Genomic DNA, 14,229 nt, shown 5'->3' on the forward strand with positions numbered 1-14,229 from the left:
CGAAACAACGGCCGGGGTGGGTGTCGGCGTCATGGCTGCCAGTCTGTTGCCACCGCAATGCACCGCGCAAGCCTGCCTGAGAAACTCATCGCGGAATCGCCACCTTCGGGATGCTGATCGAGCGGGGTCCGTCCTCCCGAAGCATCACGGTGATGTCTCCGACAGGCTCTCCACTTCCGGCGTCCGCCTCCACCACCACCAGACGCCGCTCCTTCGGTGGGATGGCACCCTCCTGCCAGAGCCGTATGCCCGGCAACTTCGCCCCCGTGGCATCCACCAGCGCCGCGTCAGCTGCCGTCCAGGGTTCCGGACTGTCGTTGCGCAGCCATACCTCCACCGCCACCCGGTAGGTGGAGCGATAGCTGGTGCCCCTGAACACCGAGAGCATGCCCTCCGTGTATCCGATGAGTTCCTTTCTGAAGTCCTGGGCGCGGATGCCATCCTTGCCCATCGCCCTGCTGGCGATGAGCCTCCGCATCCCCCCCGGATCTCCACACTCGATACTCAACTGCTCGAATCGATGCTGGAGCCGCTCGAACTCGTTCCGCAGTTGCTCGTTCCTGGCGCGTTCCTGCTCCATCTCATGCTGGAATGACTCGCGGGTCCGCTTGTCGCGGTACACCTCCACCTGGTGCGCCGCCTGTCCCGAGTGAGCCACCAGGATGAAGGTGACTCGACCCTGGACGCTCCCGTCTCCGAACACAGCCGTCAGCCGGAGCCGTTCCCCAGGTGTCATATCCACCGGGGGGATGATGCTGATGCTGGTGCGGCTGCGCGTCACCTCCATGAAGCGCACCTCGTCTTGCAGATCCACGACGACGGGGACGTCGAAGACGAAACCCGTCAGCAGACCCGGGCTGACACAGATCTCGTATGTGCCAGCTGTCAGTGACAGTTCGATGCGCTGCACGCTCTGGCAACTCGGAGCAGCAGGGGCCGGTTGCACAACGGGTGCGCTTCGAAGCAATACCAGAGCCAGGATGGAGATGGAGCAGGGAGGGAGCACGGAGCGCGGTCTCCTGGCCTAGTTGAATGTGTATGACGCCACGACGGTGACGCTGGGGCTGATGTTGGGATTCCTGGCCGTACCGCCTTCCATGGGCAATACGCCCAGAACGCCGTTCTCGTACACCTCCAGGCAGATCGGCACGACCTCTCCGCTGGCGAGACGCGCCTCGGTGAATCGGGCGTAGACCCGCTCCTTCCCGACGAAGAGCTCCCCGGAGAATATCGTTCCGTCCGGTATCCCTCCCCAGGGCCCGATGTTCATCGCGGAGACAGGGCCCGGCTTCGCGGACATGACCATGGGTTTATCGAAGGGAGGGAACAGCGCGCCGTGCACTTCTCCGAAGCGGATATCGAATCGCTTGAACGTCTCGGCCGAGCCGGGCGGGCACGTGGTCGGGGCAGGGGGACGGAGCGGCGGGCCACTCGCGCAGGCGGTACCCACGCAGATCAGGGCGGTGGTCAGGATGCGGTTCTTCTTCATTTCGGGTTCCTCGCTGGTCGTCGCGCTGGCGACGGGCGCGGGGGTAGGTGACTTCCGCGGTTCCGCGCCGTGCACAACTTCTCCCGTCACCTCGGGGAGCGCTATTTCCTGGCGAGGAATGGCCTGGTGCGGAGGGAGGGGGGGAGGAGACGTGGAACGTTGGACGGTGTGCCAGGAGAGCACGCTGGTCGCCACCAGGACCGTGGTGAGGACGAGCCCCGCGATCCATCTCGGCCTGGAGGTCCGGCGCGCGGGTGCGGCCGTGGCTCGTTTCCCGGGGCGTCCGTCACCGGCGAAGAGCGGCACGCTCCAGGCGGCATCCGCCAGGGCCAGGAGCTCCACCAGCGCGCGCTCGAGTGCCGTGGCGTCCACGTACCGGGCCTCGGGGGCCTTCTCCAACATGCGCAGGCACAGCCGGCTCAGCGCCAGGGGAACGCGCGGGTTGCGCTCGTGCGGAGGGACCGGGTTCTCCTGGAGGATGGCGAGCATCAGATCCGGACGGCTCCGGTCCCCGAAAGGGAGCTCGCGCGTCAGCAGGCAGTAGAGCGTGACGCCCAGGGCCCACAGGTCGTCTGCCGGCCCGGCCGGGTAGTGCTCCCCCTCCCACGCCCGTGCGAAGCGCACCACGTCGGGGCTGCGGTACTCGGCCGTCCCCGGAGGGAGCCGCATCGTCAGGCGCGGCGCGCCCTCGTATCCGGCCGCGCCGAAGTCCACCAGCACCGGTTGCCCATCCGCCTCGCGCATGAGGATGTTGGCTTCCTTGATGTCCCGGTGCACCACTCCGGTTTCATGCACGTCCGCCAGGGTGCGCGCGAGCGGCAGCAGCACCTGGGTCACCAGCTCGAGCGCGGACGGGTTCTTCCCCTGGGCCCACACGTCCAGGGGCTCCCCCTCGATGAGCTCCAGGGCCAGGACCAGGAAGCGAGGCTCCTCGTCCGGCCAGAAGCCATAGCCGTGGAATTCCACCACGTTCGGGTGACGCCACACCCGGCGCAGGGTGTCCACCTCCCGGTCCCCTCGCGGGTCCATGGGGACCAGCTTGATGGCGAAGGGGTGCTCGAGCCGCCTGGCGCGATAGACGGTGCCGAAGCTGCCGGAGGCGAGCTTCCCCTCGATGATGAAGCCCGCCACCTCCGTTCCGGGAGACAGGTCCTGCCAGGATCGCTCACGTGATTCATCGCTTCCGTCTTGCATTCAGCCCACCTCCAGAGCAGTGCCGGACGCTACCAGACCGGTGAGCCAAGTCCCTGGACGCCCGAGGTAGGGAGTTTCTCGTGCGACTTCGAGAGCAGGCTCGGAACAGGGCAGATGCGGCCCCCGGGGTTCGGCGTGGACGTGATACGAGCGGGGGTGGAGCGCCGATGAAGCCCTTCCTCACCGTCATCGCCGGACCCACCGCATCGGGAAAGACAGCGATCGCCATCGAGCTCGCCCGCCGACACGGTGGGGAGATCGTCAGCGCGGACTCGCAGCAGGTGTACCGGCACTTCGACATCGGTACGGCGAAGCCCTCGGCGGAGGAGCTGGCCACGGTGCCGCACCACCTCATCTCCGTGGTGGAGCCGCTCGAGCCCTTCTCCGCGGCCGAGTATCAGCGTCGCGCCGACGAGGCCATCGCGGACATCACCTCCCGGGGCAAGCCCGTCTTCGTGGTGGGCGGGACGGGGATGTACCTGCGCATCCTGCTGCACGGGCTGGTGGAGGCACCGGGAGCGGATCCCGAGCTGCGCGCCGAGCTGGAGGCGCTCGCCGCCGCCGAGGGCCGTGAGGCCGTGCACCGCAAGCTGGCCGAGGTGGATCCGGAGACCGCCGCGAAGCTGCCGCCGCAGGATCTGGTGCGCACCATCCGGGCGCTGGAGATCCACAAGCAGACGGGGAAGCCAGCCTCCGAGTTCCGCCGGGAGCATGCCTTCACCGAGGACCGGTATCCCTTCCGGATGTACGTGCTCTCGCCGCCGCGCGAGGAGCTGTACCGGGTGATCGACGCGCGCACGGCCGCCATGTTCCAGCGCGGGCTGGTGGACGAGGTGCGGGAGCTGATCGCCCGGGGTTGGGCCGAGGCCGCGCCGATGCGCAGCGTGGGCTACGTGCAGGCGAAGGCGGTGGTGGACGGGAGTCTCTCGGTGGAAGAGGCCATCGAGCAGGCGGCCCAGGAGACGCGCCGCTACGCCAAGCGGCAGCTCACGTGGTTCCGTAAGGAGTCGGGGGCGGTCTTCGTGGAGCCCCCGTATGACGCACTCTTGAACGGAGGGGGAACATGAGCGAAGCCGAAGGAAGGGTCGTCCTCGTCACTGGAGCCTCGTCGGGCATCGGCCGGGCCTGCGCGGAGCTGCTGAGCGAGCGGGGCCACACCGTCTACGGCACGAGCCGCAAGCCGCCTCCCGCTCCGACGCGCCACCGGATGCTGGCGATGGATGTCACCGAGGACGACTCGGTCCAGAAGGCGGTGGACGCCGTGCTCCAGGAACGGGGCCGCGTCGATGTCGTCGTGAACAACGCCGGCTACGCCCTGGCCGGACCGGTCGAGGACACGTCGCTCGAGGAGGCGCGGCGTCAGCTCGACACCAACTTCTTCGGTGTCCTGCGCGTGTGCAAGGCGGTGTTGCCGTCCATGCGGGCGCGCGGCTCGGGCCTCATCGTCAACGTGAGCTCGCTGGGTGGCGTCGTGGGCCTGCCGTTCCAGGGCTTGTACAGCGCGAGCAAGTTCGCGCTGGAAGGGCTGACGGAGAGCCTGCGCCAGGAGGTGGCTCCGTTCGGCGTCCGGGTCACCCTGTTGCAACCCGGCGACGTGTGCACGCCCATCACCGACAACCGCGTGCGGGCCCGGGGCTGTGATTCGGGCTCCGTGTACTGGAACGTCTTCGAGGCCGCGCTCCGGATCATCGAGAAGGAGGAGCGGGCCGGAGCCCCCGTCGAGCTCGTGGCCCGGCGGGTGCTGGAGCTGATGGAGCGCGAGCCGCTGGCGGTGCGCTACACGGTGGGCCACGTCTCTCAGCGCCTGCTCGCGTCCACCAAGGCGTTCCTGCCCTCGCGCGTCTTCGAGCGGATCCTCATGTCCTACTACGGCCTCGAGGCCCGGCGCCCGGGTCAGGAGGCGTAGCGTCCCGTCTCATCGGCCACGCTGCTCTCCGACTCGGGCCGGTGCTGGGCCACGGACGTGCTGGTGGGGAGCTGGCCCATGAGCTGGCGCAGCAACCGCTCGGGGTCCACGGGCTTGGGGAGGAAGGCCTCGGCACCCGCGTCGAGCGCGCGCTGGCGCACGTGCGGCCGGTTCAATCCGCTCATCACCACCACGCGGGTGTCGCGCGTGAGCGGGTGCTGCTTGAGGCCCTCGCACAGCCGCAGTCCGTCCACCCAGTGCAGCACCACGTCCAGGAGGATCGCCGTGGGAGGCCGGCGCGCCACCGCGCAGAACAGGGCCAGCTCGTCAGCGAAGGCCACCACCCGTGCACCCGTGGACTCCAGCAGCTGTGTCATCGCCTCGCGCTGATCCGGATCGTCGTCCACGATGTAGTAGAGATCCGGCTCCAGGGCAGGGATGGTCGCCGGCAGGGGCTCCACCGTCGTGCGCACCCAGGAGGCCATCGTCTCGCGGATGCCGGCCCACCGGGCGGCGCTCAGCAGGGCCTGAGGAGTAGGGGAGGCGAGCCCCAGGATGCCCCCGGCGCCCATGCCACCGGACGAGCCGCGGTTGCGCGCCTTCAGGAAGGCCTGGGGCGCCCGCCCTCCGGCCCGGCGCAGCCAGTTGACGGCGCGAGCCCCGGCCGCCGAGTCATCGAGCAGCTCGCCAAGGCCCTCGCGCACATAACGGCGCTCCAGGGCCGGAGCCTCCAGGCCCGCGTCCAGCAGGGCCACCGCCGCGCGGCTGCACGAGGCCAGCGTCTCCGACAAGCCCAGCTGCAGCGGGTGGCCGAAGGCGGCCGCGCCCACCGCGAGCTGCCCAGGCGCCACGATCGTGCGTCCCGGCCCGTACGGCAGCCGTGTCGTCTCCAGCGCGGCGAGCTCGAAACCTTCCTCGACCAGCCCGTCACGGGCCGCCATCATCAACACCTGGCACAGGTCCGCGGGCGTCACCGCGGGCCCGAAGGCGAGCGCGTAGACCGAGTGCGCACCGGGCAGTAGCAACAGTCCGTCCACGGTGGGCAGAGGGGAGAGCCACAGCCGGGCCAGCGGCGTCACGGTGAGGCGCGGAGAGGCGTGGCGCAACCGGGCCTGCACCGCGGCCACGGTGGGAGCGGGCTGGAAGCCCGGGAAGAAGGCATCGCCCAGGGACGGACCGGCCCCCGTGGCCAGCACCACCGCGTGGAAGCGATCTCCACTGCCCTGGGCGCGCACCACGAGCGGGCCGCTCTTGCGCACCGCGGCGGGCGCATCCGGCGCCGAGGGCTGGTTCTCCACGCGCTCCACGTGCCGCTCCACGAAGCGAGCACCCTGGGCCGTGGCCGCGCCGGCGAGCACCTCGCGCACCAGCGCCAGTCCGCCATGGCCCTGCGGCCACCCGTCCACCACCCACAGGCCACCCGGGGCGCACGGCAGCACCTCGCGCTGACCGTGGGAGAGGATCTCCACGCCGCGCAGCTCGTGCGCGCGCCACTCGGGCGGCACCCGGCAGCCGAGCGCGGCCAGGCGCGAGCGGCACTCGGGCGTCAGCACGGCGGGAGGGGCGATGGTGCCCGGATCGCCGCCCTCGTACACCCGGACGTCCAGCGTGCAGCCCCGGGCCCTGCCGTTGAAGAGCAGCGAGGCGGCCAGCCCCGCTCCGGCGATGCCGCCTCCGATGATGGCCACCCTCGACCCGCTCGCCAGCCTGCTCCCGTTCATCCGCGCCCTCGCTCCGCCTTCCATCCGGTCCTCTGGGGGTATGGGTGTCTGTCAGTGCCGCTGTGCCTTGGGGGGAGGCATCTCTTGCGCCCCGTACACCACCACGCGATCGCGCCCCTCGCGCTTGGCCTCGTAGAGGGCGGCATCGGCGGCCCTCAACAGGGACTCCGTGCTCTCCCGCGGGTTGGCGGTCGAGTGGTCGGCGATCCCCACGCTGACGCTCAGGCCGAAGGGCGCCGGCCGCCCGTCGCTTCGCGTCACCTTCACGGTGCGCAGTCCGGCGCGGATCCGCTCGGCGAAGACCGCCGCCTCGGTCGCCGTCTGGTGGGGCAGCAGCGCGACGAACTCGTCGCCCCCGAAGCGGGCCGCGAAGTCCACCTCGCGCAGGTTGGTGCGCAGGTGGCTCGCCAGGGCGAGGATTGCCCGGTTGCCCACGTCATGCCCCATGCCGTCGTTGATGGCCTTGAGGTGGTCCAGGTCGATGACCACCACGGACATCGGGTACTGGTAGCGGTTGGAGCGCTTGAACTCCTCGTCGAGCCGGATGGACAGGGCGCGGAAGTTGGCCAGGCCCGTGAGCGCATCCGTCTGGGCGAGCACCTGCAGGCGCTGCTGCTGCTCGCTCTGGCGCAGCGCCCGGTCGATGCGGGCCATCAGCTCGCGGCCGCTCGCCGGCTTGTGGACGAAGTCCACCGCCCCCATCTCCAGACACCGCTCCAGCGTGGCCTCGTCCGAATCTCCGGTGAGGAAGATGACGGGCACGGACTCGGTCGCCTTGTCGTGCTGCAGCGACTCGAGAATCGTCAACCCGTCTTCGCGATCGAGGAAGCGATCCAGGAGCACCAGATCTGGCTGGCGTTCCCGGGCGAGCACGAGGCCCGACTGGCCGTCGCTCGCGCCCAGCACGTCGAACCTGGCGGCGAGCAGCTCCACCAGGCTGTCGCGCGTGCCCGCGTCATCTTCCACGACCAGGATCAGGGCCCTGTCCCCGCGGCGGTCGTGCCGTTCCATGGTCCGCTCCACTTCCCGCGCCTGCCTCTCAATGGCAGGCCGAAAGTCTCGGGTGCCACGCCCGGAGGGATCTCCCTCCCGCCCGTCCGTCGCCGCCGCCCACGGGGAGCACCCCACGTCCTCCTCCTCCTTCACCCGAGACCCCCGGCTGCCAAGTCCGATGTCTCATCACACCGACCCGCTCTGGCGGGTTGGCGTGGCCGACCCGAGGAGCAAGCGTCGTGCCCCTCTTCAAGTCCGGAGAGGCGGATGTGATTCCAGGGACTTGCAGTTCCCAACGCCTTGGAGGAGGCGCTCCCACTTGGCAAGAGTTGCAGCGTTCCCGGGTATCACACCAGTAGGAATTCCCGGGAGGTGTGGATCAGCGTCGGGGGCTGAACTGAAAGCGCCTGCCACCGCCACCGCCGAGCACCTGGGTGGGGGGTGGCTCGAGGCCGAACTGCCACCACATGGGCTCGTAGGGCTTCATCTTCAGCTTCTTGTCATTCTGGAGGGCGGAGAGGCTGCTCTTGAGCTTCTCGTCGGAGGGGTTGGCCTCCACGCCGCGTCCCAGCACCTTGAGGGCCTCGTCCTTCTCCTTGTTCTGCACGAGGCACCAGGCGTAGACGGCCCACATCAACGGCTCCTTCTTGCCGGAGACGACGGCGGTCTCGAAGGACTTCTTCATGGCGGCGAAGTCCTTGCGCTGGAAGAAGAGGGCGCCCTGCATGGCCTTGGCCATGTAGTTGCGCGGGCTGGCCTTGGACAGGTGCGCCTGGGCCCCGTCCAGATCCTTGGACATGTACTTCAGCATGCCGATCTGGGAGTGGATCTCCGAGCCCACGAGGAACTGCCACTTGTCGTAGACGAGCCCACCTTCGAGCATCTTGATGGCCCGCTCGACACGCGACTGGGCTTCCTTCTGGCTGGTGGGCTGCCCCTGGAGCTCCTTCTGGACGGAGGTCATGAGCTCCTGGAGCTTGTTGCCGATGCGACGGCCGAGCCAGACGTACGTGCCGAGGAGGACGAGGGTGCCCGGGATGAGGCCCTGCCAGAGCTTGAAGCCCGCGAACTTGGTCACCAGGGTGACGAGGAGACCCGCACCCAGGGCGATGAGAAGGTTGTACATGGCGCCCGTTTAGCGATCGTCGGGGGTGACCGCAATCTTCGGATGCGTCCGGGACGACATCGCGGTATACGTCTGCTTGTTCCAACCCCAAGGGGCCCTCTGTCGAAATTGGTAGACGAGGCGGACTCAAAATCCGCTGCGGCTGACCCCGCGTCCCGGTTCGAGTCCGGGGAGGGCCAATCCGGGGAGTACCCGCCCGCTGGGCGCTCCCGCGGGCAGTACGACTCCGGAGTGCCGGGTGGGAGGACCCAATGAAGGTTCTGCTGGTGGAGGATGACGCCAGTCTCCGCGAGGGGATGGTCGAGCTCATCTCCGAGCAGGCCCCGGTGCGGGAGGCGGGCAGCGTGACCCAGGCGTTGGGGGCGCTGCGCGAGGAGACCTTCTCGCTGGTGGTCACGGATCTGCGCATCGGTGAGACGGGGGAGGGCGGGCGCATCATCCTGGAAGCGGCGCGTCAGCGGCTGCAGCCGGTGGCCATCGTCAGCGCGGCGACGGCCGAGGAGGTGGTGCGGGTGCTGAGGCCCCACGAGCCGGACGCGGTGGTGGCCAAGCCCTTCCAGATCGACGACATGCTGGGGCTGGTGGAGCGCTTCCTCTCGCTCAGGAGCGAGGTGGAGCGGCTGGTGGGGCAGGCGGCGCCGGAGGGGGCGTGGAAGGAGGCGGCCGCCGGTGTCCAGGCGGTCGAGGAGCCGGGCGGGCGGTTGTGGGTGCGGATGGAGGCGGGGACGAGCCTGCCCCGGCCGCTGCACCGGGGCCGCGCGGGCATGATGGTGCTGGAGGGCTCGCTCGAGGTGGAGGGCGAGCGCCGGGAGCGGCACCAATACTTCTATCTGTCGGCCGGACCGCGCGAGGTGCGGACCCGCGAGGGATGTCTGGCCGTCTCGCTGGCGTTCCGCGGGTAGCGCGGGACGCGGATCGTTCGAGCTTTGAGCACACTCTGGCCCACGAGCTTCCTGGATGAGGAGCGCCTGGGGCGACCGTCGCGACGTGCGGCGACGGCGGCCCTGGAGGCGCACCTGTCGGTGTTGAAGGGCGAACCGTTGAAGCTGGCGCTGGCCAACGCGTTGAAGGACGCGGGCAGCCTGGGCGGCCAGGAGCGGCGCTTCACGGCCCTGGCGGTGCGGGAGATGTCCCGGCACCAGCGGCTGTTGGACCTGGCGGCGCGCACGTTGGGGCATGTCCCGAGCAAGATCGGCCTGCTGGAGGATCAGACGCTGGTGCGCTACGTGCTCTGGCGTCGGCTCTTCTGTGGCGAGGGCTGGGCGCGGATCGGCCCCGAGGTGAAGCTGCCCGGCCCGATGCGTCCGCGCACCATCAAGGATGATCTGCTGCGCCAGGTGGCGGAGTCGCCGCTGGCGGAGCCGCCGGTGCCCGAGTCCGGCCCCGAGCGCCTGGCGACGCGCTACTCCTTTCCCAACTGGCTGGTGCTGAGGCTGGCCGAGCTGCACCCGGAGCCGGTGCTGGAGGCGATGCTGGCGGCGCTGGACGAGGAGCCGACGCTGCACTTCCGCGCGAGGCCCACGGGAACCCGGGACGAGGTGCTGGCGCGGCTGGCCGAGGAGGGCGTGGCGGCGGAGCCGGTGGCGGTGGCCCTGGACGCGGTGCGCATCGCCGAGGCGAGCCATCGCGTCTTCGAGACGCGGGTGATGAAGGAGGGCCGGCTGCAGGTGCAGGACGTGGGCAGCCAGCTCATCGTCGAGGCATGCCGTCCGCTGGAGGGCTCGCTGTCGGGGCGGACGGTGGCGGACATGTGCGCGGGGGCGGGAGGAAAGACGCTCGCGCTGGCGGACGAGGTGGGGGCGAAGGGCCGGGTGGTGGCGGGAGACCGCTCGCGCCGGCGGCTGGCGCAGGCCCGTGAGCGGGCGAGGGAGCTGTCGCTGCGGCACGTGTCCTTCCCCCATCCGCTGCCGCTGGACCAGGCGGACGTGGTGCTGGTGGACGCGCCGTGCAGCGGAACGGGCTCGCTGGCGCGGGAGCCGGATCAGAAGTGGAAGCTGTCGGCGAAGGCCGTGGCGGAGTTCCACGACACGCAGCTGGGGCTGCTGGAGGAGCTGGCGCCGCAGGTGAAGCCGGGAGCACTGGTGGTGTACGCCACGTGCTCGCTGCTGCCCGAGGAGAACGACGCGGTGGTGCGGGACTTCCTCGCGAAGGTGCCCGGCTTCACGGTGGAGCCCCTGGCGCCTCTCTTCGGCGCCGAGCGGGCGGCGCTGTTGTGCGATGGCCCCTTCCTGCGGGCCCTGCCTCCCCGGGTGCCCGGGGGTGGATTCTTCGCCGCCCGGCTGCGCAAGGGGTAGGCGGGGTTGACAGTGCCCGCGGGCGCACGCTACGCAGGAAAGCAGTCCTCTTTCCGAGAGGTTGCACCCGGTGGCAGCCGACCCGAAGCAGTCCGAGACCCTCCGTCAGATCCAGGAGGCGTTCCAGTCCGCCCAGTCCCAGATGGCCGAGCTCCGCGATCAGGTGGAGAAGCACGCCGAGTTGGCTCGAGCGAAGACACAGAGCGACTTCATCCAGAAGGAGAAGGATCGCGCGCTGCGCCAGCTGGGCGAGTCGGTCTTCAAGCAGGTGCAGAAGGGCAAGCTGCAGCTGCCCGAGGGCTTTGGTCCCTTCCTGAAGGCCGTGGAGCACGCGCAGAAGAAGGCCGAGGCCCATGCCCGGGAGATCGGCGATCTCCTCAAGGAAGGAGAGGAGGCGGCCCAGCGGCTGAACGAAAAAAAAGCGGGGCCGACGAATTCAGGAGTAGCGTCCCGCAAGAAGCCGTTGTAGAAGGGCGCCGCTTTTGACGGACGGCAGCCACTCCCCAGGTGGTTGCAGGGTTTCGGGGCTATAGCTCAGCTGGGAGAGCGCTTGAATGGCATTCAAGAGGTCACCGGTTCGATCCCGGTTAGCTCCACAGTCGAAAAAAGAGGCCCGTCAGGATTGCTGACGGGCCTCGTCTTTCACCCTCGAAGTCACAAGTGAATATGGGGCTATAGCTCAGCTGGGAGAGCGCTTGAATGGCATTCAAGAGGTCACCGGTTCGATCCCGGTTAGCTCCACAATGAAGAAGGCCCGTCAGGTTCACACCTGACGGGCCTTTTCATTTTCGAAGGAAAGCGCGCACCACAAGTCCGCCCGCGAAGCGCCTGGGCGTCGACGGAGGAGGGCCGTACTCGGGCCGCGAGGCGTCGGGGATACCTGAGCCACCCCCCCCGGGGCTCTCGAGGCGCCAGGGGCCTCGCGGAAGCGGCTAGGCCTCGCGAATCATCAGCATCTGCAGCAGGTCGCGCAGCATCTGCTTGAGGCCGCCGGCCTCGGGCAGGGTGTTGAGGATGCGCGCGGCGGCGTTGGTGGAGCGCTCGATGAGGCGCTCGGTGGCGGAACGGCCCCCGTGCTGCTCCACCAGCTCACGGGCGCGCTGCAGCATCATCTCGTCCTTGGGGCCGGGGATGCACAGCGTCTCCAGCTCCTGGCGGGCCTCGGGCGTCGCGCGGAGGTAGGCGGCCAGCAGCGGGAAGGTGCGCTTGCCCTGCGCCAGGTCCGAGTCCGTCGGCTTGCCCACCACGGAGGACTGCCCGTAGAGACCGAGGAGGTCATCACGAAGCTGGTAGGCGGTTCCCACGTAGCGACCAAAGCGCTCCAGCTTGTTGATCAGCTCCGGATCGGAACCCGCCAACATGGCGCCGCACACGAGCGGCGCGGTGAAGCCATACAGCGCCGTCTTCAGGTAGGCCACGCGCAGCGCGTGGTAGATGGACAGCTCGGCCAGCGGTTGGTGCGGCAGCCGGATGTCCATGTACTGCCCGGCCGCGGTGTAGCGGCACACCTTGAGGAAGTAGCGCGTGGCCACGTCCGCGTCCGGCAGGTTGCAGCCCAGCATCACCTCCAGCGAACGGCCGTAGAGGTGGTCTCCGATCACGATCGCCAGGTTCTCGCCGAGCCGCCCCTCGCCGAGCATCTTGTGCAGAGCGGCGCCCCCGCGCCGCGTGTCCGCCTGATCCGCCACGTCGTCGTGGATCAGCATGAACGTGTGCAGAAGCTCCGTGGCCGCCGCGAACCGCCACAACCCCGAGGGAGCCCGCGTGTCGCCCCGCCCCAGGGCGTAACCCACGAGCACCAGGCCTGGTCGGATGCGTTTGGAGGGACGCAGACTGTAGCTGCGCACCTGCTCCAGCACCTTGTTCCAGGACGTGTCCAGGTGCCTCTCATCCTCGAGCTCGAGGATCTGATGCAGCACCACCTGCGTCTGGTACTGCACCGTCTTCGCCCAGGACACGAAGTCCAGAGGGGACGAGGACTGTTCTGCCGCCGGAGTCCCGGCCGGTGAGGGCTTCCGCTCTTTCATGACGGGGTTCTGCGCACCCGAGGCTCCGCGCGTCGGCATCGTATCCTGCACTGCGGCAACCAACGTCAGCATGGCGGACCTCCGGGGCTGGGCGGCTTGGGGGGGGTCGGTCAAGCCCCATCGCTGATTCTTTATGATTTTAATAGCAGAAAATTTTTATAGGGGCAAATGGCTTTTAGAGAGAGAAATACTGCCGTCACTGCACGGAAGGAAGGGCCTCAGAGGGAAAAAGACGTAATGGGTCATCTAATACCCATATGTTTATTTTGACCCGCCTGCGCGTTTTCCATCGGCAATGAAAAAGCGGCCGATCCCGAGGGAAAACGGCCGCCGAAACCCCGTTCACGAGCGTGTGGTTTTGTGTGGTTATTTAGCGTTCTTGAAAATGTTCATCACGTCCTTCAGCAGCTTCACGGACTCGTCGTGCGGGCGCTGGAAGGCATTGCGGCCCATGATCGAGCCGAAACCGCCGCCGGCGGCGATCTGACGGATCTCCTCGAGCAGGGCCTCGGTGGTCTTGGACTCGCCACCGGAGAAGATCACGATGCGCTTTCCGTTGAAGGCGGATTTCACGACATCGCGGATCCGCTCTTCCATGGTCTTGGTGGGGATCTTGTGCGCCTCGTAGACCTTCTTGGCCTCGGGCTGCTCCAGGAAGTCCTTGGGCGGCTTGACCTTGATGATGTGGGCGCCGAGCTGGGCGCTGATCTGCGCGGCGTAGGAGATGACGTCGATGGCCTGCTCGCCTTCCTTGGAGATGCTACCGCGCGGGTAGGCCCAGAGGACCGTGGGGAGGCCGTAGTCCTTGGCCTCGGCGATCAGGTCGCGCAGGGCCTCGTACTGCTCGTTGCGGGCGCCGGAGCCCGGGTAGATGGTGAAGCCGATGGCCGAGCAACCCAGGCGCACCGCGTCCTTCACGGAGCCCGTCACCGCGGACATGGGGTGCTCGGGCTTGCCCAGGGTGTCCGAGTTGTTGAGCTTGAGGATCAGCGGGATCTCACCCAGGTACTTGCCGGCCACGGCCTCCAGGAAGCCCAGGGGGGCGGCGTAGGCATTGCAGCCCGTCTCGATGGCCAGCTGGATGTGGTAGTCCGGATCATATCCGGCGGGGTTGGGAGCGAAGGAACGGGCCGGGCCGTGCTCGAAGCCCTGATCCACCGGGAGGATCACCAGCTTGCCGGTGCCGGCCAGCGTGCCGGTGTTGAGCAGACGGGCCAGGTTGGTCAGCGTGCCCGGAGTGTCGGACGGGTACCACGAGAGGATCTGCTTGACGCGATCGGTATAAGCCATGTGGCTCCTCGATGGGGGGGCGGGACGCCCCTTGACTTGGCGGCGCGGATTCTGCCCATGCGAGGGCCCAGGACCAAGCAGATCATGCGATTCTTCGTCGCGGCGCGAACGCTCGGGCGGAGAGATGCATGATCCCGATGACGGAAGCGTCACGAAGGTGGATGCTGCGCCGCTCGAAACGCCCCGCCG

Annotated in this window: 12 protein-coding genes and 3 tRNA genes; 8 read left to right on the plus strand and 7 right to left on the minus strand. The window is 68.7% G+C overall.

Annotated elements, in window-relative coordinates:
- Positions 1–85 precede the first annotated feature (85 nt).
- Both JRI60_RS26300 and JRI60_RS26305 read right to left on the minus strand, forming a co-directional pair.
- Positions 86–1,006: a DUF2381 family protein gene (locus JRI60_RS26300; RefSeq protein WP_343213425.1), complete on the minus strand. Its 921-nt coding sequence runs from the start codon at positions 1,004–1,006 to the stop codon at positions 86–88.
- A gap of 18 nt (positions 1,007–1,024) precedes the next feature.
- A complete protein-coding gene (locus JRI60_RS26305; RefSeq protein WP_204228631.1) occupies positions 1,025–2,683 on the minus strand; it encodes a serine/threonine protein kinase in 1,659 nt (552 codons plus the stop codon).
- Between the two features lie 167 nt (positions 2,684–2,850).
- Here JRI60_RS26305 and miaA point away from each other — a divergent pair, with 167 nt between their 5' ends.
- Together miaA and JRI60_RS26315 are read left to right on the plus strand one after the other, a co-directional pair.
- Positions 2,851–3,750: a tRNA (adenosine(37)-N6)-dimethylallyltransferase MiaA gene (gene miaA / locus JRI60_RS26310; RefSeq protein WP_204228632.1), complete on the plus strand. Its 900-nt coding sequence runs from the start codon at positions 2,851–2,853 to the stop codon at positions 3,748–3,750.
- Positions 3,747–4,589, plus strand: coding sequence for an SDR family oxidoreductase (locus JRI60_RS26315; protein WP_204228633.1), 843 nt, complete (start codon positions 3,747–3,749; stop codon positions 4,587–4,589). The genes miaA and JRI60_RS26315 overlap by 4 nt, the downstream gene beginning before the upstream one ends.
- Here JRI60_RS26315 and JRI60_RS26320 read toward each other — a convergent pair.
- The 3 genes from JRI60_RS26320 to JRI60_RS26330 form a co-directional block, all read right to left on the minus strand.
- Positions 4,577–6,310 (minus strand): response regulator, encoded by a 1,734-nt coding sequence (locus tag JRI60_RS26320; protein ID WP_204228634.1) that lies wholly within the window; start codon positions 6,308–6,310, stop codon positions 4,577–4,579. The two genes, JRI60_RS26315 and JRI60_RS26320, sit on opposite strands and share 13 nt — an antisense overlap.
- Before the next feature lie 51 nt (positions 6,311–6,361).
- Positions 6,362–7,321 (minus strand): diguanylate cyclase, encoded by a 960-nt coding sequence (locus tag JRI60_RS26325; RefSeq protein ID WP_204228635.1) that lies wholly within the window; start codon positions 7,319–7,321, stop codon positions 6,362–6,364.
- 361 nt (positions 7,322–7,682) lie between these two features.
- Positions 7,683–8,429, minus strand: coding sequence for a tetratricopeptide repeat protein (locus JRI60_RS26330; RefSeq protein ID WP_204228636.1), 747 nt, complete (start codon positions 8,427–8,429; stop codon positions 7,683–7,685).
- Between the two features lie 93 nt (positions 8,430–8,522).
- Here JRI60_RS26330 and JRI60_RS26335 point away from each other — a divergent pair.
- The 6 genes from JRI60_RS26335 to JRI60_RS26360 all read left to right on the plus strand — a co-directional run bounded on the left by JRI60_RS26335 (position 8,523) and on the right by JRI60_RS26360 (position 11,464).
- A tRNA-Leu gene (locus JRI60_RS26335) sits at positions 8,523–8,608 on the plus strand.
- A gap of 72 nt (positions 8,609–8,680) precedes the next feature.
- Positions 8,681–9,331, plus strand: a complete 651-nt coding sequence (locus JRI60_RS26340; RefSeq protein ID WP_204228637.1) for a response regulator — start codon at positions 8,681–8,683, stop codon at positions 9,329–9,331.
- 24 nt (positions 9,332–9,355) lie between these two features.
- Complete coding sequence (locus JRI60_RS26345; RefSeq protein ID WP_239470735.1) at positions 9,356–10,723, plus strand: RsmB/NOP family class I SAM-dependent RNA methyltransferase; 1,368 nt, start codon at positions 9,356–9,358, stop codon at positions 10,721–10,723.
- A 70-nt stretch (positions 10,724–10,793) separates the two neighbouring features.
- Positions 10,794–11,192, plus strand: coding sequence for a hypothetical protein (locus tag JRI60_RS26350; RefSeq protein ID WP_204228638.1), 399 nt, complete (start codon positions 10,794–10,796; stop codon positions 11,190–11,192).
- A 54-nt stretch (positions 11,193–11,246) separates the two neighbouring features.
- Positions 11,247–11,319: transfer RNA gene (locus JRI60_RS26355), tRNA-Ala, on the plus strand.
- A 72-nt stretch (positions 11,320–11,391) separates the two neighbouring features.
- Positions 11,392–11,464: transfer RNA gene (locus tag JRI60_RS26360), tRNA-Ala, on the plus strand.
- Between the two features lie 191 nt (positions 11,465–11,655).
- On the opposite strand, the gene JRI60_RS26365 is transcribed toward JRI60_RS26360, so the two are convergent.
- A complete protein-coding gene (locus tag JRI60_RS26365) occupies positions 11,656–12,750 on the minus strand; it encodes a polyprenyl synthetase family protein (RefSeq protein WP_239470736.1) in 1,095 nt (364 codons plus the stop codon).
- A gap of 366 nt (positions 12,751–13,116) precedes the next feature.
- A complete protein-coding gene (locus JRI60_RS26370) occupies positions 13,117–14,040 on the minus strand; it encodes a class I fructose-bisphosphate aldolase (RefSeq protein ID WP_204228640.1) in 924 nt (307 codons plus the stop codon).
- Positions 14,041–14,229 lie beyond the last annotated feature (189 nt).

Origin of the sequence: Archangium violaceum (assembly GCF_016887565.1) — a bacterium.
Taxonomy (GTDB): Bacteria; Myxococcota; Myxococcia; order Myxococcales; family Myxococcaceae; genus Archangium; species Archangium violaceum_B.

Coding starts and splice junctions, on each gene's coding strand:
- JRI60_RS26305 (WP_204228631.1), bottom strand. CDS start 2,683: ATGCAAGACGGAAGCGATGAATCACGTGAGCGATCCTGGCAGGACCTG.
- miaA (WP_204228632.1), top strand. CDS start 2,851: ATGAAGCCCTTCCTCACCGTCATCGCCGGACCCACCGCATCGGGAAAG.
- JRI60_RS26315 (WP_204228633.1), top strand. CDS start 3,747: ATGAGCGAAGCCGAAGGAAGGGTCGTCCTCGTCACTGGAGCCTCGTCG.
- JRI60_RS26320 (WP_204228634.1), bottom strand. CDS start 6,310: ATGAACGGGAGCAGGCTGGCGAGCGGGTCGAGGGTGGCCATCATCGGA.
- JRI60_RS26325 (WP_204228635.1), bottom strand. CDS start 7,321: ATGGAACGGCACGACCGCCGCGGGGACAGGGCCCTGATCCTGGTCGTG.
- JRI60_RS26330 (WP_204228636.1), bottom strand. CDS start 8,429: ATGTACAACCTTCTCATCGCCCTGGGTGCGGGTCTCCTCGTCACCCTG.
- JRI60_RS26340 (WP_204228637.1), top strand. CDS start 8,681: ATGAAGGTTCTGCTGGTGGAGGATGACGCCAGTCTCCGCGAGGGGATG.
- JRI60_RS26365 (WP_239470736.1), bottom strand. CDS start 12,750: ATGAAAGAGCGGAAGCCCTCACCGGCCGGGACTCCGGCGGCAGAACAG.
- JRI60_RS26370 (WP_204228640.1), bottom strand. CDS start 14,040: ATGGCTTATACCGATCGCGTCAAGCAGATCCTCTCGTGGTACCCGTCC.